The organism is Burkholderia sp. NRF60-BP8 (assembly GCF_001522585.2).
Lineage (GTDB): Bacteria > Pseudomonadota > Gammaproteobacteria > Burkholderiales > Burkholderiaceae > Burkholderia.
The window spans coordinates 2168786-2191631 of sequence record NZ_CP013373.1; the positions used below are offsets into that span (position 1 = coordinate 2168786).

Genomic DNA, 22846 nt, shown 5'->3' on the forward strand with positions numbered 1-22846 from the left:
AATCCCAGCGTTTATGCGCACCAAATTAACCGTCAAGAATCCGAAGCCGGCGTCGCCGACTCGCGCCCCTGTCCGCTCCGGCAGCCTCGTCGCCCGCAAGGCGGTGCGCCCCGCTGCGCCGCCCGCCGCAGACAAGTCGGCCCGCCCGAAGAAGGCGCCTGCGGCAGCCGCCGGCGAACGCTCGTTCAAGCCGCGTGGCGCCGCAGGCGCCGAACGCGCGGGTGCGGATCGCGCACCGGCCCAGCGTGCGCCGCGTGACGGCGGTGCCGAACGCGGCCCGCGCGCCCCGTATCGCGACAACGCAGCCGGCGAAGGCGCGAAGCGTGGTTTCGGCGACCGTCGCACGTCGTCGGATCGCCCGCCGCGTCGCAGCGACGACGATGCACGGCCGCGTCGTGCGGGTGCCGACGAAGGCAAGCGCCCGTCCTACCGCGACAACGCAGCCGGCGAAGGCGCGAAGCGCAGCTTCGGCGATCGCCGCACGTCGTCGGATCGCCCGCCGCGCCGCAGCGACGACGATGCACGTCCGCGTCGTGCGGGTGCCGACGAAGGCAAACGCCCGGCCTACCGCGACAACGCAGCCGGCGAAGGTGCGAAGCGCAGTTTCGGCGATCGCCGCACGTCGTCCGATCGCCCGCCGCGACGCAGCGACGACGCTGCACGGCCGCGTCGTGCGGGTGCCGACGAAGGCAAACGCCCGTCCTACCGCGACAACGCGGCCGGCGAAGGCGCGAAGCGCAGCTTCGGCGACCGTCGCACGTCGTCGGATCGCCCGCCGCGCCGCAGCGACGACGCTGCACGGCCGCGTCGTGCGGGTGCCGACGAAGGCAAACGCCCGTCCTACCGCGACAACGCGGCCGGCGAAGGCGCGAAGCGCAGCTTCGGCGACCGTCGCACGTCGTCGGATCGTCCGCCGCGCCGCAGCGACGACGATGCGCGTCCCCGCCGCGCAGCAGGCGCTGACGACAACAAGCGTCCGTCCTATCGCGACAAGGCGGCCGGCGAAGGCGCGAAGCGTGGCTTCGGCGACCGCCCGGCCCGCCCCGCGCGCGACGGCGAGCGCCGTTCGTTCGGCGCGGTGAAGACCGCGCAACCCGTCAAGCGCGCGGCGGCCGACGTCGACTACGGCGACGAAACGGGCCTGATGCGCCTGTCGAAGCGGATGTCCGAACTCGGCATGTGCTCGCGCCGCGAAGCCGACGAATGGATCGAAAAGGGCTGGGTGCTCGTCGACGGCGAACGCATCGACACGCTCGGCACCAAGGTGCGCGCCGACCAGAAGATCGAAATCGACGAGCGCGCGAGCGCGGCACAGGCCGCGCAGGTGACGATCCTGCTGCACAAGCCGGTCGGCTACGTGTCGGGCCAGGCGGAAGACGGCTACGAGCCGGCGGCCGTGCTGATCACGCGCGCGAACCGCTGGAGCGGCGACCATTCGCCGGTGCGCTTCTCGCCGCAGCACCTGCATGCGCTCGCACCGGCCGGCCGTCTCGACATCGACTCCACCGGCCTGCTCGTGCTGACGCAGAACGGCGTGATCGCGAAGCAACTGATCGGCGAGCAGTCGGACATCGACAAGGAATACCTGGTGCGCGTGCGCTTCGGCGAACGACTGATCGACATCGACCAGCACTTCCCCGCGGAATCGCTCGCGAAGCTGCGCCACGGTCTCGAGCTCGACGGCGTCGCGCTGAAGCCCGCGCTGGTGAGCTGGCAGAACGGCGAGCAGTTGCGGTTCGTGCTGCGCGAAGGCAAGAAGCGCCAGATTCGCCGCATGTGCGAACTGGTCGGCCTCGACGTGATCGGCCTGAAGCGCGTGCGGATGGGCCGCGTGATGCTCGGCGCGCTTCCGCAAGGCCAATGGCGCTACCTGTCCGCCGACGAGACGTTCTGACCTCGGGCACGTAACGTACGCCCGCCAAGAAAAAACCCGCTCGCGCGGGTTTTTTCTTTTCCGCGGCAGCGCCGCCGATCAGTCGTCGTCGGCCGGATCGAGCCCCGGGAACAACACCTCGGTGAAGCCGAAGCGCGTGAAGTCGGTAATCCGCATCGGATACAGCTTGCCGATCAGGTGATCGTATTCGTGCTGGACCACACGCGCGTGGAACCCCTCGGCGACACGATCGATCTTCTCGCCGAACTGGTCGAAGCCGCTGTAGCGCACCTTCGCGTAGCGGCTGACGACGCCGCGCATGCCCGGCACCGACAGACAGCCTTCCCAGCCCTCTTCCATGTCCGGCGGCATGTACTCGATCTTCGGGTTGATCAGCACGGTCTCGGGCACCGGCGGCGCATCCGGGTAGCGGTTGTTGTTGCCGAAGCCGAAGATGATGATCTGCAGCCCGATGCCGATCTGCGGCGCGGCCAGCCCGGCGCCGTTCGCATGGTGCATCGTCTCGAACATGTCCGCGACGATCTCGTGCAGTTCGGCCGTATCGAACCGCTCGACCGGCTGCGCGATTTCGAGCAGGCGCGGATCGCCCATCTTCAGGATCTCGCGAATCATGGCGTATTGCCCTCCAGGAGTTGGTGCAGACCGTCTTCGTCCAGCACGGGGATGCCGAGTTCCTCGGCCTTCGCGAGCTTGCTGCCGGCTTCGGCGCCCGCGACCACGTAGTCCGTCTTCTTCGATACCGAACCGGCCACCTTGGCGCCCGCCGCTTCGAGCATCTCCTTCGCCGCATCGCGCGTGAGATTCGGCAGCGTGCCCGTCAACACGACGGTCTTGCCGGCGAGCACGCCCTGCGGCGCCTTCGGCGCGGGCGGCCCTTCCGGCCACGTGACCTTGCCGGGCGCGCGCAGTTGCTCGATCACCGTGCGGTTGTGCTCTTCCGCGAAGAACTGGTGAATCGACTCGGCGACGATCGGCCCGACGTCGTTGACTTCGAGCAGTTCCTCGATCGACGCGTCCATGATCGGCGTCAGCGAGCCGAAATGCTTCGCGAGATCCTTCGCGGTCGATTCGCCGACATGGCGAATGCCGAGCCCGTAGATGAAGCGCGCGAGCGTCGTATGCTTCGCCTTCTCGAGCGAGTCGAGCAGGTTCTGCGCGGACTTCTCGGCGAACCGGTCGAGTTCGGCCAGCGTCGCGAAGCCGAGATTGAACAGGTCGGCCGGCGTACGCACCAGATTCAGCTCGACGAGCTGGTCGATGATCTTCTCGCCGAGGCCGTCGATATCGAGCGCGCGGCGCTGCGCGAAATGCCACAGCGCCTGCTTGCGCTGCGCCGGGCAGAACAGCCCGCCCGTGCAGCGCGCGATTGCCTCGTCCGGCAGGCGCTCGATCTTCGAGCCGCACACCGGGCATTCGGTCGGCATCACGAACTCGGCCGCATCCGCCGGGCGCCGGTCGAGCAGCGCGCCGACAACTTCCGGAATCACGTCGCCCGCGCGGCGCACGATCACGGTGTCGCCGATCCGGATGTCCTTGCGGCGCACTTCGTCCTCGTTGTGCAGCGTCGCGTTGGTCACGGTCGCGCCGCCGACGAACACCGGCTCGAGACGCGCGACCGGCGTGATCGCGCCGGTACGGCCGACCTGCACGTCGATCGCGACGAGCTTCGTCAGCGCTTCCTGCGCGGGAAACTTGTGCGCGAGCGCGAAGCGCGGCGCACGCGACACGAAGCCGAGGCGCTCCTGCTCGTCGCGCCGGTTGACCTTGTAGACGACGCCGTCGATGTCGTACGGCAGCGCATCGCGCTTCTCGCCGACCTTGCGGAAGAAGCCGAGCAGGCCTTCGGCGCCGTGCACGACCGCGCGCTCGCGGTTCACCGGCAGGCCGAACGCCTCGTACCAGTCGAGCAGCGCGCTGTGCGTGTCGGGCATCGGCATGCCGTCGAGCACGCCGATCCCGTACGCGAAGAACGACAGCGGACGCTGCGCGGTGATCTTCGGGTCGAGCTGGCGCAGGCTGCCCGCCGCCGCGTTGCGCGGGTTCGCGAATTCGCGTTGCTCGGCCGCGCGTTGACGTTCGTTCAGGCGTGCGAAATCGCGCTTGAACATCAGCACCTCGCCGCGCACGTCGAGCACGGCCGGCACGTGCTTGCCCTTCAGCTTCAGCGGAATCGAGCGGATCGTGCGCACGTTCTCGGTGACGTCCTCGCCCGTCGTCCCGTCGCCGCGCGTCGATGCCTGCACGAACACGCCGCGCTCGTAGCGCAGCGAAATCGCGAGGCCGTCGAACTTCAGTTCGCACGCGTATTCGACGGGGTCCGTCACCGAGCCGGCGAGATCGGTCGTCTTGGCCAGCGCGTCGGCGACGCGCTTGTCGAACGCGACGATGTCCTCGTCGGCGAAACCGTTGTTCAGCGACAGCATCGGCGCATCGTGCACGACCGGCCTGAAGCCGCCGGCCGCTTCGCCGCCGACGCGCTGCGTCGGCGAATCGGGCGTCACGAGTTCGGGATGGTCGGTCTCGAGCTGCTGCAGCTCGCGGAACAGCCGGTCGTATTCGGCGTCGGGCAGATCCGGCTGGTCGAGCACGTAATAGGCGTAGTTCGCCCGCTCGAGTTGGTCGCGCAGCCACGCGGCGCGCGCATCGGGCTGACTGGCTGGCGGTTCGGCTTGGGTTCGGGCCATGCTGGCGGCAGATTCGTTCTGAAAAATCGGATACCCGATTATCTCAGTTTGACGCCGCGGCGGGGCACGCAATGCGGGCCGGATGACGTGCTGCGGCGCACACGAAACGGTGTGCGCCGCAGCGGCGAACGACGGCGCCGCAGCTCGCCGTCCGCGCCGTCGCGTTACTGGCTGAAGAGGCGCCGCGTGACCGGCGAACCGGCCGGGATGCCGGCTTCCTCGAGCTTCGCGTACAGCTTCATCAGTTGCTGCTCGATCGCGAGCAGCGTCGACTCGGGCAGCGGCCGGCGCGAATCGTCGACGACGCGTGCGCCGATCCGCTCGGACAGCGATTTCGCGTAATCGCACATCAGCCGGAACGGCAGGATGTCCTCTTCGGCCACCGGCACGTCGAGCACCAGCGTGATCATGTTGCCGCCCTTGTACGTCAGGTCGTCGCGCAGGAAGTTCGTATCGCCGAACTGCAGCATGAACACCGGGTTCTGCTTCGCGTCGAGCTTCACGAAGCGCGTGCCGTCGCGCGACAGCAGCAGCCCGTCCTGGGAAGCGACCGCCTGCACGTAGTTCGCGGACCACGGCGCGCCGTCCGACATCACGTTGATCGACAGCTGTGCGTCGCACTGCGCGGCAAACGCGTCGAGCTCGCGCGCCATCGCGACCGTTTCCATCATGTCCGGGAATTCCGGCGCGCCGTCGATCGCGTCGGCGAACTGCTGGACGCCCGTCACGAATTCGGAAAATTCGAGCTCGTTCAGCGCGCCGCTGCGGTTCGCGAGCTGCGCGGCCGCACGCAGCTCTTCATAGCGCACGCCGTTCTGCAACAGCTCCCACTGGCCGCCTTCCGGCTTGCCTTCGATATGCACGGGCTTGCTGCCCGCGCGGCGCAACCGCTGCGCGGCCGGCAGGATCTTGTCGCCCGGCAGCGGACCGGTGAGGCGGATCGGCACGATGCAGTCGATCCGGCGGTCGACGATCGCGGGCGGCGCCGACGAGACCGTCGTCGCGGCCGGCATCACCGGTTCGGTCGGCTCGGCCGATTCGGCCGCCGCTTCGCGTGCGGCGGCGGGCACGGCTTCTTCACCGGCAGCCGGTTCGGTCGATTCGGACGACGTGTCGACGCCCGTCGCCTCGGCCTGCAGGTCGGCCGGCATATCGGCCGGCGCCGCACCGCCGGCGGCCCCGCCGAACGTCGGCTCGACGCGCGCGGCGTCGGCCGCGGTCGCCGTCGCGATCGGTGCCGCGGGTTCGCGGCGCACCGGCTGACGCACCGGTTCGATGAACGGCAACTCTTCGTCGCGCTCGGGGCGGTTCATCGCCTCGGTCGCTTCCTCCGGCATCGGGCGCGGCATCCTGCGCCGCACTTTCGCGCCCTGCCATGCGTTGTAGACCACGACGCCGCCCACCACGACGGCGCCCGCGCCGATCAAACCGAGTGTCAACTCGTCCATGCACGCTCCATCAGCAATTCTTTTTCGTCGGGACCGCGAACGGGCGCCCATGCGCCGCGCGAACGCGGTCCGGTTTCGTCAAACGTCAATTCTGGGCAAAACCCGCGGCGGTTTCCATGTCCACCGCAACGATCCGCGACACGCCCTGCTCCTGCATCGTCACGCCGATCAGTTGCTGCGCCATTTCCATCGCGATCTTGTTGTGCGAAATGAACAGGAACTGCGTCTTGTCGGACATCGCGCGCACGAGATTCGCGAAACGCTCGGTGTTCGCGTCGTCCAGCGGCGCGTCGACCTCGTCGAGCAGACAGAACGGCGCCGGGTTCAGCTGGAACATCGCGAACACCAGCGCGGTCGCGGTCAGCGCCTTCTCGCCGCCCGACAGCAGGTGAATCGTCGCGTTCTTCTTGCCGGGCGGCTGCGCCATCACCTGCACGCCGGCATCGAGAATCTCGTCGCCCGTCATGATCAGCTTCGCCTGGCCGCCGCCGAACAGGCGCGGGAACAGGTCGCTGAAATGACGGTTGACCTCGTCGAAGGTGCCCTGCAGCAGCGTGCGGGTTTCCTGGTCGATCTTGTGGATCGCGTCCTCGAGCGTCGTGATCGCGTCGATCAGGTCGGCCGATTGCGCATCGAGGAACACCTTGCGCTCGCTCGCGGCCTTCAGCTCGTCGAGCGCGGCCATGTTGACCGGGCCGAGCGCATTGATCGCGTTGTTCAGGCGCGTGACTTCGCCCTGCAGGTACGACGGCTTCAGGTCCGGCGTCAGCTTCGCGGCCAGCGCGGCCTCGTCGACCTCCGCGGCCGCGAGCTGCTCGGCGAACTGCTCGACGGACAGGCGCGCGGCCTGCTCCTTCAGCTGCAGCTCGGTGATGCGGTCGCGCAGCGGCTGCAGCGAACGCTCGGCGACGAGCCGCTGCTCGTCCGACGCGCGCAGCTTCGCGGTCAGGTCGTCGAGCTCGATCCGCGCGGCCTGCAGCGCCTCTTCCTTCACCGCACGAATCTCGAGCGCGTCCTGCAGGCCGGTGTGCGCGGTCTGCTCGTTGATCGTCTCGAGTTCGGCGCGCGCGTCTTCCAGCGACGCGGCGACGCGCTCGCTCTGCTCGTGCGCCACCTGGATCGTCCGCTTGAGTTCGTCGATCCGCGTCACCGCGTTGCGTGCGGCGAAGCGCGCGTCGTTCGCGCCGCGCTCCAGGTCGCGCGCTTCCTGACGCGCCTGCGTCAGCGATTCGTCGAGCGACTCGAATGCGAGCTGATTGTCCTCGAAACGCGCCTGCAGTTCCGCGAGCTCGCCGTCGAAGCGCTCGAAATTCGCTTCCGACTCGGCACGCAGCGCACGCTGCTCTTCGATCTGCGCGCCGATTTCCTCGAGTTCCTCGCGAATCTGCGTGCTGCGCTGCGTATAGCGCTCGTGCGCCTGCGCGAGCTTCAGCACGTCCATCTGCAGCGCATGCACGCGCTGCGTCGCACGCTCGGCTTGCGCGCGCACGTCGCCGAGCGCCTGCGTGGCCTGCGTGTGCGCGGCTTCCGCACGCACGGCAGCCGTGCGCGCCTCGTCGGCGAGCAGCGCCTGTGCACGCACCTGGCGCGCCAGGTTTTCGATTTCCTGCTGGCGGGCCAGCATCCCGGCCTGCTCCGAATCGGCGGCGTACAACTGCACGCCGACGCGCGTGACGATATGGCCGGCCTTGACGACGAACGCGCCGCCTGCCGGCAGCTGCGCGCGCGTCGCGAGCGCCTGCGCGACGTCGTCGGCGACATAGACGTTGCCGAGCCAGTCGTTCAGCACCGCGCGGATGCCCGCGTCGTCGATGCGCACGAGCGACAGCACCGGCCGCAGCCCGGCCACTGCGGCGGGCGGCTCGCCGGCCGCGGGCGGCGCGTAGAACGCGAGCTTCGCCGGCGGCGCATCGGTCGCGAACGCCTTCACCCAGTCGAGATTCGATATTTCGAGCGCGGCGAGACGCTCGCGCAGCACGGCCTCGAGCGCCGCTTCCCAGCCGGCCTCGACGTGCAGCTTCTTCCACAGACGCGGCAGCGCGCCGAGCTCGTGCTTGTCGAGCCACGGCTGGATCTTGCCTTCGGTCTGCACGTTCTCCTGCAGCTGCTTGAGCGCGGCGAGCCGCGCCTCGAGCTGGTGGATCTGCGCGCTCTCGGCCTGCACGCGCTCCTGCGCGGCACGGCGCTCGCCGTCGAGGCGCGGCAGCGCCTCCTGCGCATCGCTCAGACGTGCCTGCGCTTGCGCGAGGATCTCTTCCTGCTCGGCAAGCTGCATGCGCAACTCCTCGAGCTGCGCTTCATCGGGCGCATCCAGCCCGCCCGCCTCGGCCTTCAGGCGCTCGTGGCGCTGCTGAAGCTGCTGGAGCTGCTGGTCGGCGTTGCGCTGGTGCGCGGCTTCGAGCTTCAGCGACTGCTCGGTCTGCGCGATCCGCGCGCGCTCGTCGTTGAGCTGCGCCTGCGCGTCGCGCCACTTCGCTTCGAGCGCCGGCAGCGCATCGTGCTTCGCGGCCGCGTTGTCTTCGGCGAGCGCGGCCTTCTCGTCGGCCATCGCGCGCGCCTCTTCGGCTTCCTCGAGTTCGTCCTGCGACTTCTCGGCCTGCGCGCGCCACTGCTCGCGCTGCGCATTCAGCGCGGCGATCTGCGCCTGCACGCGATTGCGCGATTCGACGATGAACTTGATCTCGGCTTCGAGGCGGCTCACCTCGGCGTTCGCTTCGTAGAGCGCGCCCTGCGCGCCCTGCATCGCGTCGCTCGCCGAGTAGTGCGCGACGCGCAGCGTCTCGAGCTGCGCCTCGACTTCGCGCAGCTTCGCCGTCTGTGCTTCGAGGTCGATCTGCGCCTGTTCGATCGCGCGCTGCTGCTTCTGCTGCTCGCCGGCGGCCTCGTTCTTGCGCAGCAGCCACAGCAGGCGCTGCTTCTCCTCGCCGTCGGCGACGAGTTCCTTGTACTTGGTCGCGACCACCGCCTGCGCCTCGAGCTTCTCGAGGTTCGCGCCGAGTTCGCGCACGATGTCCTCGACGCGCGTCAGGTTCTCGCGCGTGTCGTGCAGGCGGTTCTCGGTTTCGCGGCGGCGTTCCTTGTACTTCGACACGCCGGCGGCTTCCTCGAGGAACACGCGCAGCTCTTCCGGCTTCGCCTCGATGATCCGCGCGATCATGCCCTGCCCGATGATCGCGTACGCACGCGGCCCGAGGCCGGTGCCGAGGAAGATGTCCTGGATGTCGCGGCGGCGCGCCGGCAGGTTGTTGATGTAGTAGCTCGACGTGCCGTCGCGCGTCAGCACGCGCTTGACGGCGATCTCGCCGTACTGGCCCCACTGCCCGGCCGCGCGGCCGTCGGAGTTGTCGAAGATCAGTTCGACGCTGGCCCGGCTGCCGGGCTTGCGAGCGGTCGAACCGTTGAAGATCACGTCCTGCATCGATTCGCCGCGCAGCTCGGACGCGCGCGACTCGCCGAGCACCCAGCGCACGGCATCGATGATGTTGGACTTGCCGCATCCGTTCGGGCCGACCACGCCGACGAGCTGGCCCGGGACCTGGAAATGCGTGGGATCGACGAAGGATTTGAAGCCAGCGAGTTTGATCGAGCTCAGACGCACGGCGGTATCGGATGTGAAGAAGGTGTGAAACGGACGGGGCCGCCCGGCGCGGGGCCGGAGAGCCCCTGCGCGCCACGCGCCCCGGAATTCAAAAACGGGGCCGCGCGCATCCAGCGTTGGGCCCCGCAAACGGCTTCCATCATACCATCGCGCGTGCGCCGTCCCGACCGTCGCCGGGTTTGTCCGGTGCCGGCGCGGCGCGATGGACCCGGCTCGACAGCAGCGTCGCCAGCACGATGCACGCGCCGCCCGCCCACTCGCGCGCGCTCGGCAGCTCGTTCGCGAACACCCATGCCGACAGCGCGGTGATCACGATCTCGAACAGCATGATGATCGACGCGCGGTTCGCCGGCACGCGCGCGAGGCCGTACTGGACGAGCAGGTTGTTCGACGCCATCGTCACGCCGATCGCCGCGACGATCAGCGCGGCCACGCCCAGCTGAGCGCTCGCCGGCGCGGCCGGCAACCCTTCGAACAGCGACGCGATCGCGCCGAACACGGCCGCGCCGCCGAACAGCGTCGCGGTGCGCATTTCGGCGCGCATGTCGGGCAGCTCGCGGCCCGCCTTGATCACCAGCACGTTGCTCATCGCGAAGCTCAGCCCGGCCGCGAGACCCGCCCATTCGGCCGGGTTGGCCGGCAGCGGCAAGCCGAGCGCCGGCGACCACAGCATCAGCATCGCGCCGCCGATCGACAGCGCAGCCAGCCCTGCGCCCGCCCAGGTCAGCCGTTCGCGCAGCAGGAAGTGCGCGTAGATCGCGGTCCAGGCCGGCGTCAGGTAGAACAGCAGCATCACCCGCAACACTTCGCCGTGGATCGTGCCCCATACGAACCCGAGGTTCGTCACGCCGGCCGTCACCGCGATGCCCGGCAGCACCCAGTGCCAGCGCAGCGTCGCGATCGTGCGGTGCCGCGCGACGATCACGAACAGGAACGCGACGAGGCTCGTCAGCGCGCTCGCGAGCGTGCCCGTCACGCCGAGCGACGCGAGGATCCGCAGCGGATACCAGATCAGGCCCCATACCGACGCGCCGATCAGGATGGCCAGCGTCGGCAGGCTGCCGCGTACCGCGTTGTTCATTTGATTCGATACCCTTTATTCGACCGGCCCGGCCGCCGCGCCGGCAGGCCGTGACCGCATTTGGTCACGTTATAATCGTCCGCTGCGACCCGCGCGCCCGCCGCGCCCGTTCGCAGCCGCGCGGCGCGCCCGCCGCTTCTTTCGCTCCAACCGGCCGCGATGGCCGCTTCGCCCGTGAACCCTCGACTCGACTCGCTCCAGCCCTATCCCTTCGAAAAGCTGCGCGCCCTGTTCAAGGACGTGACGCCTTCCGGCGACCTCAAACCCATCAGCTTCGGCATCGGCGAGCCCAAACACGCGACGCCGGCGCTGATCCGCGAAGCCGTGGTGGCCGCGCTCGACGGCCTCGCGTCGTACCCGGCCACGGCCGGCTCGGACGCGCTGCGCACGTCGATCGCGCGCTGGCTCGAGCGCCGCTACGGGCTGCCGGCGATCGATCCGGCCACGCAGGTGCTGCCGGTGTCGGGCTCGCGCGAGGCGCTGTTCTCGCTCGCGCAGACCGTGATCGACGCAAGCCCGCGCGCGGACGGCAAGAAAGCGATCGTACTCTGTCCGAATCCGTTCTATCAAATTTACGAAGGCGCGGCGCTGCTGGCCGGTGCCGAACCCTATTTCGCGAACAGCGACCCGGCGCGCAACTTCGCGTGCGACTACGCGACCGTGCCCGACGAAGTGTGGGCGCGTACGCAGTTGCTGTACGTGTGCTCGCCCGGCAACCCGACGGGCGCCGTGCTGACGCTCGACGACTGGCGCGAGCTGTTCGCGCTGTCGGACCGCCACGGCTTCGTGATCGCGTCCGACGAGTGCTATTCGGAAATCTATTTCGACGAAGCGGCGCCGCCGCTCGGCGGCCTGGAGGCCGCGCACCGCCTCGGCCGCGGCTTCGAGCGGCTCGTGATGCTGTCGAGCCTGTCGAAGCGCTCGAACGTGCCGGGCATGCGCTCGGGCTTCGTCGCCGGCGACGCCGCGCTGCTCAAGCAATTCCTGCTGTACCGCACGTACCACGGCGCCGCGCTGTCGCCGGTCTGGCAGCACGCGAGCATCGCCGCGTGGAACGACGAGGCGCACGTGCGCGAGAACCGCGCGCTGTACCTGCAGAAGTTCGACACGGTCACGCCGATGCTCGCCGACGTGATCAACGTGAAGCTGCCCGACGCCGCGTTCTACCTGTGGGCCAACGTCGCGCGCACCGGCCTGTCGGACACCGAGTTCGCCCGCCGCCTGTACGCCGACTATAATGTGACGGTTCTGCCCGGCTCGTACCTGGCGCGCGATGCGCACGGCACCAACCCGGGCCGCGATTTCATCCGGATCGCGCTCGTCGCGGGCACCCCCGAATGCGTCGAGGGCGCGCAACGCATCGTCGATTTCTGCCGCTCCCTCGCGCGGTAATCGTCCATCCCGATCAATTCCATCCATCTCCTGCGAAAACGAACATGTCGCAACAACTTCAGCAAATCATCGATACCGCCTGGGAAAACCGCGCCGAGCTGTCGCCGAAGGCCGCGCCCGCCGACGTCCGCGAAGCCGTCGCTCACGCGATCGAGCAGCTCGACAAGGGCGCACTGCGCGTCGCCGAGAAAATCGACGGCAACTGGACCGTGCACCAGTGGCTGAAGAAGGCCGTGCTGCTGTCGTTCCGCCTGGAGGACAACGCGCCGATGCCGGCCGGCGGCTATTCGCAGTTCTACGACAAGGTGCCGTCGAAGTTCGCGAACTACACGGCCGAAGACTTCGCCGCGGGCGGCTTCCGCGTCGTCCCGCCGGCCATCGCGCGCCGCGGCTCGTTCATCGCGAAGAACGTCGTGCTGATGCCGTCGTACACCAACATCGGCGCCTACGTCGACGAAGGCACGATGGTCGACACGTGGGCGACGGTCGGTTCGTGCGCGCAGATCGGCAAGAACGTGCACCTGTCGGGCGGCGTCGGCATCGGCGGCGTGCTCGAGCCGCTGCAGGCGAACCCGGTCATCATCGAAGACAACTGCTTCATCGGCGCGCGCTCGGAAGTCGTCGAAGGCGTGATCGTCGAGGAAAACTCGGTGATCTCGATGGGCGTGTACCTCGGCCAGAGCACGAAGATCTACGACCGCGAGACGGGCGAAGTGAGCTACGGCCGCATCCCGGCCGGCTCGGTCGTCGTCGCCGGCAACCTGCCGTCGAAGGACGGCTCGCACAGCCTGTACTGCGCGGTGATCGTGAAGAAGGTCGACGCGAAGACGCGTGCGAAGGTCGGCCTGAACGAGCTGCTGCGAGGCGACTGATGGCGAAGCCGCACACCGTGGTCGTCTACGGCATTCCGAACTGCGACACCGTGAAGAAGGCCCGTGTGTGGCTCGACGATCACGGCGTCGAATTCGAGTTCCACGATTTCAAGAAGCTCGGGGTCAGCGCGCCGCTGATCGAAGACTGGCTGAAGGACGTGTCGCTCGACGCGCTCGTGAACAAGCGCGGCACCACGTGGCGCGGCCTGGACGACGCGATGAAGGCCGCCGCCGAAACGAAGACCGGCGCGGTCGCGCTGATGATCCACAAGCCGTCGGTCATCAAGCGCCCCGTGCTCGTCGTCAACGGTCGCGTGAAATCGCTCGGCTTCGCGGCCGATCAATACGCGGCGCTGTTTGCCGCATAGGGCCACCCGAGCGGCGCTCGCGGGCGCCGCCCGACGCCCTGTCGCTGCCGGCCACCGCGCCGGCATTTTTTATCGAAAGTGGTCCGAACCATGTCCGCCACCCTAGCCCTTACCGAACAACTGATCGCCCGCGCGTCCGTGACGCCCGACGACCAGCATTGCCAGCAGATCATGACCGAGCGCCTCGCCGCGCTCGGCTTCGAATGCGAGACCATCGCGTCGCACGGCGTGACCAACCTGTGGGCCGTCAAGCGCGGCGCCGACGGCCGCGACGGCAAGCTGCTCGCGTTCGCGGGCCACACCGACGTCGTGCCGACCGGCCCGCTCGAACAGTGGACCTCGCCGCCGTTCATCCCCGCCCATCGCGACGGCAAGCTGTACGGCCGCGGCGCGGCCGACATGAAGACGTCGCTCGCGGCATTCGTCGTCGCATCCGAGGAATTCGTCGCGGCCCATCCCGGCCACCGCGGCGCGATCGCGTTCCTGATCACGAGCGACGAGGAAGGCCCGGCCACCGACGGCACCGTGAAGGTCGTCGAACTGCTGCAGGAGCGCGGCGAGCGGCTCGACTACTGCATCGTCGGCGAGCCGACGTCGAGCGCCGAGCTCGGCGACGTCGTCAAGAACGGCCGCCGCGGATCGATGTCCGGCGAACTCGTCGTCAAGGGCGTGCAAGGCCACATCGCGTATCCGCACCTCGCGAAGAACCCGATCCACCTGCTCGCACCGGCGCTCGCCGAGCTCGCGGCCGAACAGTGGGACGCAGGCAACGAATACTTCCCGCCGACCACCTGGCAGGTGTCGAACCTGCACGCCGGCACCGGCGCGACCAACGTGATCCCCGGCCACGCCGACCTGCTGTTCAACTTCCGCTTCTCGACCGCGAGCACGGTCGAGGGCCTGCAGGCCCGCGTGCACGCGATCCTCGACAAGCACGGCCTCGAATACACGCTGAAGTGGTCGGTGAGCGGCCTGCCGTTCCTCACGCCGCGCGGCGAACTCTCGGGCGCGCTGGAAAACGCGATCCGCGCCGAGACCGGCATCACGACCGAGCTGTCGACGACGGGCGGCACGTCGGACGGCCGCTTCATCGCGCGCATCTGCCCGCAGGTGATCGAGTTCGGCCCGCCGAACGGCAGCATCCACAAGATCGACGAGCATATCGAGGTGCGCTTCGTCGACCCGCTGAAGAACGTGTACCGACGCGTGCTCGAACAACTGATCGCCTGACGGAGCCTCGCATGACGACACCTTTCGCCACCATCCGCGACCTGCTGCGCTACGCGGTCACGCGCTTCTCGAAAGCGAAGCTCGCGTTCGGCCACGGCTCCGACAATGCGTACGACGAAGCGGCCTACCTCGTGCTGCATACGCTCGACCTGCCGCTCGACACGCTCGAGCCGTTCCTCGACGCGCGCCTGCTGCCCGACGAAATCGCGGCCGTGCTCGCGGTGATCGAACGACGCGCGACCGACCGCGTGCCGGCCGCCTACCTCACGCACGAAGCGTGGATGCACGGCCACCGCTTCTACGTCGACGAACGCGTGATCGTGCCGCGCTCGTTCATCGGCGAGCTGCTCGACGACGGGCTGCAGCCGTATGTCGCCGATCCCGAGCAGGTCGGCGCGGTGCTCGAACTGTGCACCGGCTCCGGCTGCCTCGCGATCCTCGCGGCGAGCGCGTTCCCGAACGCCGAGATCGACGCGGTCGACCTGTCGGACAAGGCGCTCGAAGTCGCGGAGATCAACGTGCGCGACTACGGTCTCGAAGACCGCATCGGGCTGCACCGCGGCGACCTCTATGCCCCGCTGCCCGCGTTCCGCACCGATCCCGACTCGCGCTACGACGTGATCCTGACGAATCCGCCGTACGTGAACGCAGCGTCGATGGCCGCGCTGCCGCCCGAATACCGGCACGAGCCGGAGATGGCGCTCGCCGGCGGCGACGACGGGATGGACATCGTGCGGCGCATCGTCGCCGAAGCGCACCGCTGGCTGCATGACGACGGCGTGCTCGTCGTCGAGATCGGCAACGAGCGCGAGCACGTCGAAGCGGCGTTCGGCGGCCTCGAGCTCACGTGGCTGCCCACCAGCGCGGGCGACGACGCCGTGTTCCTGATCCAGGCATCGGACCTGCCGCGCAAGGCCTGAACGTCCGGCCTGCCCGCCGTGCGACGCCCCGTTGCGCCGCACGGTTGGGTAAGATGCGCGGAGGCGGCCACCCGGCCGCACGACCTCCGGCATCCCTTCGGGAGTCCTTTACGCGCCCATGACCCTCGACTGGCTACATCTCGGCACCCTGATCCTGACCATCCACGTGCTCGGGATCGTCGCGGCGTGCCACGCAATCATGAACACGCGCACGTCGCAAGGCGCGATCGCGTGGGCCGTCTCGCTCACGGCCATGCCGTATCTGACGCTCGTTCCGTACCTGTTCCTCGGCCGCAGCAAATTCTCCGGCTACGTCGACGCCCGACGCCACGAGCTGGACATGTTGCGCACGCACACACCGCGCGCGCCGTGGCGCACCACCGACGCGACCGACGGGCCGGCCGCCGACGCGCTGGGCCAGGCCGCCGTGCTCGCGCTCACGCGGCTCGGCGGCATGCCGTTCCTCGGCGGCAATTCGGTGCGCACGCTCGTGAACGGCGACGCGACGTTCTCGGCCATCCTGTCGGCGATCGACGCCGCGCGCGACTACGTGCTCGTCCAGTTCTTCATCGTGCGCGACGATGCGCTCGGCCGGATGCTGCGCGACTCGCTGCTCGCGCGCGCGGCCGCCGGCGTACGCTGCTGCCTGCTGTACGACAGCATCGGCAGCTTCGACCTGCCGCACGGCTACGTCGACGCATTGCGCCGGGGCGGCGTCGAAGTCCATCCGTTCGCGACCAACCGGAAATTCGTCAACCGCTTCCAGCTGAACTTCCGCAACCATCGCAAGATCGTCGTCGTCGACGGCAATCGCGCGTTCGTCGGCGGTCACAACGTCGGCGTCGAATATCTCGGCGCGAAGCCGCGCCTGTCGCCATGGCGCGACACCCACATCGAGATACGCGGCCCCGTGGTGGCGAGCATCCAGTACGTGTTCGCCGAAGACTGGCACTGGGCGACGCAGAAGCTGCCGCCCATCGCGCTGCCGCCGCCCGCGCAGCCCGGCGACGCCATGCATTGCCTCGCGGTGCCGATGGGGCCGGCCGACAAGCAGGAAACCGGCTCGCTGTTCTTCGTCGAATCGATCAATGCCGCGCGCGAGCGGGTCTGGATCACCACGCCGTACCTGGTTCCCGACGAAGCCGTGCTGTGCGCGCTGAAGCTCGCCGTGATGCGCGGCGTCGACGTACGCATCCTGATCCCGAGCCGGCGCGACCACTACGTCGTGTTCGAAGCGTCGAAGCTTTACGCGCGCGACCTCGTCGATGCGGGCGTGAAGGTGTTCCGCTACCGCCCCGGCTTCCTGCACCAGAAGGTCGTGCTGATCGACCGCGTCGCGGCGGCGATCGGCAGCGCGAATCTCGACAACCGCTCGTTCCGCCTCAATTTCGAGGTCATGGTGCTGACCGTCGACCCGGCGTTCGCCGACGAGGTCGAGACGATGCTCGATGCCGACTTCGCGCTGGCGTACGAGGTCGATGCGGACGAATACCGGCAGTCGCCCGCCTGGCGGCGCATCGCGATGCACGTCGCGCGGCTGTTCGCGCCGATCCTGTAACGGCCCTGACGAGCGCCGCGCACGCTGCACCGGCGCGGCGCACGCCGCGCTGCGCCGTCACAGCAGCTTGTCGATGTCCGCGGCGATCTCGTCGGGCTTGGTGGACGGCGCGTAACGCTTGACGATGCGCCCTTCGCGGTCGATCAGGAATTTCGTGAAATTCCACTTGATCGCCTTGAGGCCGAGAATGCCGGGCGCCTCGTCGGTCAGGTAGCGATACAGCGGATGCGCATGGTCGCCCTTCACGTCGATCTTCGCGAACATCGGGAACGTGACGCCGTAGTTGCGCTCGCAGAACGCACCGATCTGCGCGGCGTCGCCCGGCTCCTGCTTGCCGAACTGGTTGCACGGGAAGCCGAGCACGAAGAAGCCGCGCGCCGCGTACTGGTCGTACAGCTTCTGCAGACCCGCGTACTGCGGCGTGAAACCGCACTCGCTCGCGGTATTGACGATCAGCAGCACCTTGCCGCGATACGCATCGAGCGAGACCGGCGCACCGGCGAGCGTCTCCGCGCTGAACGAATACAGGGTGGACATTGGGCACTCCTTATATGAAACCGGATCGACGTGGAGTCTAGGCGAAATTGCGCCGTTGCGGCATCGGCCGAGCGGCCGATGCCCGGCGCGATCGGCGCGCGGTCTAGAATAGCGGTTTTGGCCAGTCATTTCCGCCGTGATCCGTTTCAATCAGTTCAGCCTTGCGCGCGGCACCAAGCCGCTGTTCGAGTCGACCTCGTTCGTGCTCAATCCCGGCGAGAAAGCCGGCCTGATCGGCGCGAACGGCGCCGGCAAGTCGACGCTGTTTTCCGTCCTGCGCGGCGAGCTGCATTCCGACGGAGGCGATTTCTCGATGCCGCCGTCGTGGCGGATCGCCCACGTGTCGCAGGAAACGCCCGCGGTCGACCGCTCCGCGCTCGACTACACGCTCGACGGCGATACCGCGCTGCGCGAGATCGAGGCCCGCATCGCCGCCGCGTCGGCCGCACATGACGGCGCCGCCGAAGCCGACGCGCACGCGGCGTTCGCCGATGCCGACGGCTACACCGCGCCGGCCCGCGCCGAAGCGCTGCTGCTCGGCCTCGGCTTCACGCTCGCGCAAACGCGCGAATCCGTCGCGAGCTTCTCCGGCGGCTGGCGCATGCGGCTGAACCTCGCGCAGGCGCTGATGTGCCGCTCCGACCTGCTGCTGCTCGACGAACCGACGAACCACCTCGATCTCGATGCGATCGTGTGGCTCGAAGACTGGTTGCACCGCTACCCCGGCACACTCGTCGTGATCTCGCACGACCGCGAATTCCTCGATTCGATCTGCAACGTCACGCTGCATCTGGAAAACCGCCAGGTGAAGCGCTACGGCGGCAACTACTCGCAGTTCGAAGTGCTGCGCGCGCAGCAACTGGCGCTGCAGCAAAGCGCATACGAAAAGCAGCAGAAGACGATCGAGCACCTGCAGAGCTTCGTCGACCGCTTCAAGGCCAAGGCGACCAAGGCCAAGCAGGCGCAAAGCCGGATGAAGGCGCTCGAGAAGATGGAGTTGATCGCACCCGCGCACATCGCGTCGCCGTTCACGTTCGAATTCCGCACGCCCGATGCCGCACCGAACCCGATGATGGTGATGGAGGACGTCTGTTGCGGCTACCGCGCCGACGACGGCGCGGACATCCCGATCGTCGAACGCGTCGCGCTGTCGATCCAGAACGGCCAGCGCATCGGCCTGCTGGGCGCGAACGGCCAGGGCAAGTCGACGCTGATCAAGACACTGGCCGGCACGCTCGCGCCGCTGTCGGGGCACGTGCGCGACGGCAAGGGGCTGACGATCGGCTATTTCGCGCAGCACCAGCTCGAGACGCTTCGCGAAGACGATTCGCCGCTCGCGCACCTGGCGCGGCTCGCGCCCGACACGCGCGAGCAGGAATTGCGCGACTTCCTCGGCGGCTTCAATTTCTCGGGCGACATGGCGACCAGTCCGGTCGGGCCGTTCTCGGGCGGCGAAAAAGCGCGCCTCGCGCTGGCCCTGATCATCTGGCAGAAGCCGAACCTGCTGCTGCTCGACGAACCGACGAACCACCTCGACCTCGAAACGCGCCACGCGCTGACGATGGCGCTCGCGCAGTTCGAAGGCACGCTGATCCTCGTGTCGCACGACCGTCACCTGCTGCGCGCGACGACCGACCAGTTCATGCTGGTCGCGAAGCACCGGCTGCAGCCGTTCGACGGCGACCTCGACGACTACCGCGACTGGCTGCTGCAGCATGCGGCCGAGCAGCGCGCGGCCGCGAAGGCCGACAGCGCGGCCGCCGCGGGCGCCGATCCGGGCATCAATCGCAAGGATCAGAAGCGCCAGGCGGCCGAGGAACGCCAGCGGCTGTCGCAGTTGAAGAAGCCGCTGCAGACCCGCATCACGAAGCTCGAAAAGGAAATGGAAACGCTGCACGCCGAGAAGGCGCGCCTCGACGCGTTCGTCGCCGATCCGGCGAGCTACGAGGCCGCGCGCAAGACGGAGCTGACCGACGCGATCCGCAAGCTCGGCGAGGTCAACACGCGGCTCGAGACGGTCGAGGCCGACTGGCTCGCCGCGCAGGAAGAACTCGAGCAGATCGGCTGAACGCGGCCGCCGGGCCGTCAGCCGACGATCGCGTCATCGGCGGCGCGGTGCGTCGGAGCGTCCATGCCCGACGAAACGGCCCGGCCGCGAAAACGACGAGGCCGGGCACCTGGCCCGGCCTCGTCGGTCACTGCTGTGTCGACATGGCCGCATCGGCCCGCCGCGTGATCCGTTCAGCGGCGCGGCAGCGTGTCGCGCGGCATCTGTTCGTCGTCGCCCATCAGGTATCGGCGCCCTTGGGTCGGCCGGCGAATCGCCGCGACGACTTCCGCTTCCGTCACATCTTCGGACACGACCTTGCGCGCCAGGCGCCCTTCTTCGTCGATCCATTCGACGATTCGGCATCCGCCGCCCCACGGCTGGCGAATCGGCTCCGACACGCGGCAGCCGCGCAGGTTGTAAAGGCGTCCGCCAGGCGCTTCCCCATACGATTTCAACATAGGTTCCCTTCGCATTGCGCGGTTCGACATTCCGGCAAAGGATAGGGAAAAGCGATGTCCGGCGGGTTACAGCAGCCTACATATTCTTTACGGTGAATTACGCGACAGATCGTCCGGCGACGCCCAGCCCGCGCGCGCCGGATCGCTCATCCGAGATCGCTCATTCGAGATCGCGCACGCGGTCGATCGCCTGCTCGAGCCGCTCGACGGCCATCACGTTCAGCCCTTCGATCGCCTGTTTCGGCGCATTCGCCTTCGGAATCAGCGCGGACGTGAAACCGAGCTTCGCCGCCTCGCGCAGCCGTTCCTGCCCGCGCGGCGACGGCCGGATCTCGCCGGCCAGCCCCACTTCGCCGAACACGATCAGCCCTTTGGGCAGCGCCTTGTTGCGCATCGACGAGTGAATCGCGAGCAGCACCGCGAGGTCGGCGGCCGGTTCGGTGATCTTCACGCCGCCGACCGCATTCAGGAACACGTCCTGGTCGAAGCACGCGATGCCCGCGTGCCGGTGCAGCACCGCGAGCAGCATCGCGAGCCGGTTCTGCTCGAGGCCGACCGCGAGCCGGCGCGGGTTCGGCACGTGCGCCGTATCGACGAGCGCCTGGATTTCGACGAGCAGCGGACGCGTGCCTTCCTGCGTGACGAGCACGCACGAACCGGGCACGACCTGCTCGTGCTGCGACAGGAACAGCGCGGACGGGTTGGCTACGCCGCGCAGCCCGCGCTCGGTCATCGCGAACACGCCGAGCTCGTTGACTGCGCCGAAGCGGTTCTTGAACGCACGCACGAGCCGGAACGACGAATGCGTGTCGCCCTCGAAATACAGCACCGTGTCGACGATGTGCTCGAGCACGCGCGGGCCGGCCAGGTTGCCTTCTTTCGTCACGTGGCCGACCATGATGATCGCGGTGCCCGACTGTTTCGCGATGCGCGTGAGCTGCGCCGCGCATTCGCGCACCTGCGCGACCGAGCCCGGCGCCGACGTGAGCGCGTCCGAATAGACGGTCTGGATCGAGTCGATGACGGCCACGTCCGGCCGCTCCGCATCGATCGCGGCCTGGATCTTCTCGAGCTGGATCTCGGCGAGCAGCTTCAGTTCGGCCGCCGGCGCGCCGCCGTCCAGCAGCGCGAGCCGTTGCGCGCGCAACGCGATCTGCGCGGCCGATTCCTCGCCGCTGATATAGAGCGCGCGCCGCTCGCTCGCGATATCCGCGAGCGACTGCAGCAGCAGCGTCGACTTGCCGATGCCCGGATCGCCGCCGATCAGCACGACGCCGCCGGGGACCAGCCCGCCGCCCAGCACGCGGTCGAATTCGCCGATGCCGGTCGAGAAGCGCGGCACGTCGGCGGCCTCGATGTCGACGAGACGCTGCACCGGCGCCCGCTTCGCGAGCGACTGGAAACGGTGCGCAGCCGGCGACTCGGCGACCGATTCGACGAGGGTGTTCCAGGCCTGGCACGACGGGCACTGGCCCTGCCACTTGGGGGTCTGTCCGCCACACTCGCTGCAGACGTAAACGGTTTTCTGTTTGGCCACGCGACGCCCTTATTCCGCTCGCACCGGCACGCGCGCGGCGATCGCGCACATCAGCTCGTAGCCGATCGTGCCGCAATGGCGCGCGACGTCGTCGATCGGCAGCGCGTTGCCCCACAGCTCGACGCGCGCGCCGACGCCGGCCTGCGGGCACGGCGTCAGGTCGACGGTGATCATGTCCATCGAGACGCGACCGACGATCCGCGTGCGGATGCCGTCGACGATCACGGGCGTGCCTTCCGGCGCGACGCGCGGATAACCGTCCGCGTAGCCGCACGCGACGACGCCGATTCGCATCGGCGCCTGCGCGGAGAACGTCGAACCATAGCCGATCGCCTGGCCCTTCGCGATCGTCTGCACCGCGATCAGCTCGGACGCGAGCGTCATCGCGGGCTTCAACCCCGTGTCGGCGATATCGGACGACAACCCGGACGGCGACGCCCCGTACAGCACGATCCCCGGCCGCACCCAGTCGAAGTGCGTGTCCGGATGCCACAGCACGGCCGCCGAATTCGCAAGGCTGCGCGCGCCGGCGATGTTTGCCGCGCCGCGCTCGAACGTCGCGAGCTGCTCGGCGACGCCGCGCTCGTTGTCCGCGTCCGAAAAATGGGTCATCAACGTGATCTGGCCGATGCCCGGGCACGCGCGCGCGCGCTCCCAAGCGGCACGATACTTCTCCGGCGCGTAGCCGAGCCGGTTCATTCCGCTGTTCATCTTGAGCTGCACGTTGACGGGCTTCGACAGCCGCGCCGTCTCCAGCATCCGCATCTGCTCGTCGTTGTGGACGGTCGTCGTCAGGCTGTAGCGGTCGATCACGTCGATGTCGGTCGAGCGGAAGAAGCCTTCGAGCAGCAGGATCGGGCCGGCCCAGCCGAGCTCGCGCAGCTTCACGGCCTCGTCGAGGTCGAGCAGGCCGAAGCCGTCGGTGCCGCGCAGGCCCGGAAATGCGCGAGCGAGACCGTGGCCGTACGCATTGGCCTTGACGACCGCCCAGACTTTGGACGGGCCGGCAAAGCGGCGGACGACGGAGAGATTGTTCGCGAGAGCGGCGGTGTGGATGGTGGCGGAGATCGGGCGCGGCATGGGAAATTTACGTAAAGACGCTTGCGAATCATCAGCTTACCGCGCCTTTTGAGCACCGAAGCCGGCAATTTGCGGAACGATCGGGGAATCTTGCTAGTCCGAATTCGCGTATTTTCATGTTATAAAGCCGTGCGCACAA

The 22846-nt window shown here is 68.5% G+C and carries 17 protein-coding genes; 8 read left to right on the plus strand and 9 right to left on the minus strand.

Annotated elements, in window-relative coordinates; genetic code table 11:
• Positions 1-13 precede the first annotated feature (13 nt).
• On the plus strand, positions 14-1894 hold the full coding sequence (locus tag WS54_RS23500) for a pseudouridine synthase (protein WP_108041946.1): 1881 nt from the start codon (positions 14-16) through the stop codon (positions 1892-1894).
• Between the two features lie 78 nt (positions 1895-1972).
• Here the strand turns inward: WS54_RS23500 and def are convergent, their stop codons facing one another.
• The 5 genes from def to WS54_RS23525 all read right to left on the minus strand — a co-directional run bounded on the left by def (position 1973) and on the right by WS54_RS23525 (position 10705).
• Positions 1973-2506, minus strand: coding sequence for a peptide deformylase (def, locus tag WS54_RS23505; RefSeq protein WP_034207668.1), 534 nt, complete (start codon positions 2504-2506; stop codon positions 1973-1975).
• Positions 2503-4578 (minus strand): NAD-dependent DNA ligase LigA, encoded by a 2076-nt coding sequence (gene ligA / locus WS54_RS23510; RefSeq protein WP_059780846.1) that lies wholly within the window; start codon positions 4576-4578, stop codon positions 2503-2505. The genes def and ligA overlap by 4 nt, the downstream gene beginning before the upstream one ends.
• 164 nt (positions 4579-4742) lie before the next feature.
• Positions 4743-6026, minus strand: coding sequence for a cell division protein ZipA C-terminal FtsZ-binding domain-containing protein (locus WS54_RS23515; RefSeq protein ID WP_059780845.1), 1284 nt, complete (start codon positions 6024-6026; stop codon positions 4743-4745).
• An 85-nt stretch (positions 6027-6111) separates the two neighbouring features.
• Positions 6112-9624: a chromosome segregation protein SMC gene (gene smc / locus WS54_RS23520; RefSeq protein ID WP_059780844.1), complete on the minus strand. Its 3513-nt coding sequence runs from the start codon at positions 9622-9624 to the stop codon at positions 6112-6114.
• Positions 9625-9763: 139 nt separating this feature from the next.
• Positions 9764-10705, minus strand: a complete 942-nt coding sequence (locus tag WS54_RS23525; RefSeq protein WP_059780843.1) for a DMT family transporter — start codon at positions 10703-10705, stop codon at positions 9764-9766.
• A gap of 159 nt (positions 10706-10864) precedes the next feature.
• Between WS54_RS23525 and dapC the strand changes: the two genes are divergently transcribed.
• From dapC to cls, 6 genes are all read left to right on the plus strand, one after another.
• Positions 10865-12097 (plus strand): succinyldiaminopimelate transaminase, encoded by a 1233-nt coding sequence (gene dapC, locus WS54_RS23530; protein ID WP_059780842.1) that lies wholly within the window; start codon positions 10865-10867, stop codon positions 12095-12097.
• A gap of 44 nt (positions 12098-12141) precedes the next feature.
• Positions 12142-12969 carry a 2,3,4,5-tetrahydropyridine-2,6-dicarboxylate N-succinyltransferase gene (gene dapD / locus WS54_RS23535; RefSeq protein WP_006478479.1) on the plus strand — a complete coding sequence of 276 codons (828 nt, stop codon included), beginning with the start codon at positions 12142-12144 and terminating at the stop codon, positions 12967-12969.
• Entirely contained in the window at positions 12969-13337 is a 369-nt protein-coding gene (locus tag WS54_RS23540; protein WP_034207673.1) for an ArsC family reductase, read from the plus strand. The genes dapD and WS54_RS23540 overlap by 1 nt, the downstream gene beginning before the upstream one ends.
• A gap of 90 nt (positions 13338-13427) precedes the next feature.
• On the plus strand, positions 13428-14567 hold the full coding sequence (dapE, locus tag WS54_RS23545) for a succinyl-diaminopimelate desuccinylase (RefSeq protein ID WP_034207674.1): 1140 nt from the start codon (positions 13428-13430) through the stop codon (positions 14565-14567).
• Between the two features lie 11 nt (positions 14568-14578).
• Positions 14579-15487, plus strand: coding sequence for a 50S ribosomal protein L3 N(5)-glutamine methyltransferase (gene prmB, locus WS54_RS23550; RefSeq protein ID WP_059780841.1), 909 nt, complete (start codon positions 14579-14581; stop codon positions 15485-15487).
• Between the two features lie 118 nt (positions 15488-15605).
• Positions 15606-17045, plus strand: coding sequence for a cardiolipin synthase (cls, locus tag WS54_RS23555; protein ID WP_059780840.1), 1440 nt, complete (start codon positions 15606-15608; stop codon positions 17043-17045).
• 57 nt (positions 17046-17102) lie between these two features.
• Here the strand turns inward: cls and WS54_RS23560 are convergent, their stop codons facing one another.
• Positions 17103-17582, minus strand: a complete 480-nt coding sequence (locus WS54_RS23560) for a glutathione peroxidase (protein WP_011549528.1) — start codon at positions 17580-17582, stop codon at positions 17103-17105.
• Positions 17583-17718: 136 nt separating this feature from the next.
• Here WS54_RS23560 and WS54_RS23565 point away from each other — a divergent pair, with 136 nt between their 5' ends.
• Entirely contained in the window at positions 17719-19650 is a 1932-nt protein-coding gene (locus WS54_RS23565; protein ID WP_059780839.1) for an ATP-binding cassette domain-containing protein, read from the plus strand.
• A gap of 173 nt (positions 19651-19823) precedes the next feature.
• Here the strand turns inward: WS54_RS23565 and WS54_RS23570 are convergent, their stop codons facing one another.
• The 3 genes from WS54_RS23570 to alr all read right to left on the minus strand — a co-directional run bounded on the left by WS54_RS23570 (position 19824) and on the right by alr (position 22707).
• Entirely contained in the window at positions 19824-20090 is a 267-nt protein-coding gene (locus WS54_RS23570; protein WP_034207678.1) for a DUF2866 domain-containing protein, read from the minus strand.
• Between the two features lie 160 nt (positions 20091-20250).
• Positions 20251-21627 carry a DNA repair protein RadA gene (gene radA, locus WS54_RS23575; protein ID WP_034207679.1) on the minus strand — a complete coding sequence of 459 codons (1377 nt, stop codon included), beginning with the start codon at positions 21625-21627 and terminating at the stop codon, positions 20251-20253.
• Between the two features lie 9 nt (positions 21628-21636).
• On the minus strand, positions 21637-22707 hold the full coding sequence (gene alr, locus WS54_RS23580) for an alanine racemase (RefSeq protein WP_059780838.1): 1071 nt from the start codon (positions 22705-22707) through the stop codon (positions 21637-21639).
• Between the last annotated feature and the right edge of the window lie 139 nt (positions 22708-22846).

Bases quoted from the DNA above. Each gene is read 5' to 3' on its own strand.
- WS54_RS23500 (WP_108041946.1), top strand. From the start codon at position 14: ATGCGCACCAAATTAACCGTCAAGAATCCGAAGCCGGCGTCGCCGACT.
- def (WP_034207668.1), bottom strand. From the start codon at position 2,506: ATGATTCGCGAGATCCTGAAGATGGGCGATCCGCGCCTGCTCGAAATC.
- ligA (WP_059780846.1), bottom strand. From the start codon at position 4,578: ATGGCCCGAACCCAAGCCGAACCGCCAGCCAGTCAGCCCGATGCGCGC.
- WS54_RS23515 (WP_059780845.1), bottom strand. From the start codon at position 6,026: ATGGACGAGTTGACACTCGGTTTGATCGGCGCGGGCGCCGTCGTGGTG.
- WS54_RS23525 (WP_059780843.1), bottom strand. From the start codon at position 10,705: ATGAACAACGCGGTACGCGGCAGCCTGCCGACGCTGGCCATCCTGATC.
- dapC (WP_059780842.1), top strand. From the start codon at position 10,865: ATGGCCGCTTCGCCCGTGAACCCTCGACTCGACTCGCTCCAGCCCTAT.
- dapD (WP_006478479.1), top strand. From the start codon at position 12,142: ATGTCGCAACAACTTCAGCAAATCATCGATACCGCCTGGGAAAACCGC.
- WS54_RS23540 (WP_034207673.1), top strand. From the start codon at position 12,969: ATGGCGAAGCCGCACACCGTGGTCGTCTACGGCATTCCGAACTGCGAC.
- dapE (WP_034207674.1), top strand. From the start codon at position 13,428: ATGTCCGCCACCCTAGCCCTTACCGAACAACTGATCGCCCGCGCGTCC.
- prmB (WP_059780841.1), top strand. From the start codon at position 14,579: ATGACGACACCTTTCGCCACCATCCGCGACCTGCTGCGCTACGCGGTC.
- cls (WP_059780840.1), top strand. From the start codon at position 15,606: ATGACCCTCGACTGGCTACATCTCGGCACCCTGATCCTGACCATCCAC.
- WS54_RS23560 (WP_011549528.1), bottom strand. From the start codon at position 17,582: ATGTCCACCCTGTATTCGTTCAGCGCGGAGACGCTCGCCGGTGCGCCG.
- WS54_RS23570 (WP_034207678.1), bottom strand. From the start codon at position 20,090: ATGTTGAAATCGTATGGGGAAGCGCCTGGCGGACGCCTTTACAACCTG.
- alr (WP_059780838.1), bottom strand. From the start codon at position 22,707: ATGCCGCGCCCGATCTCCGCCACCATCCACACCGCCGCTCTCGCGAAC.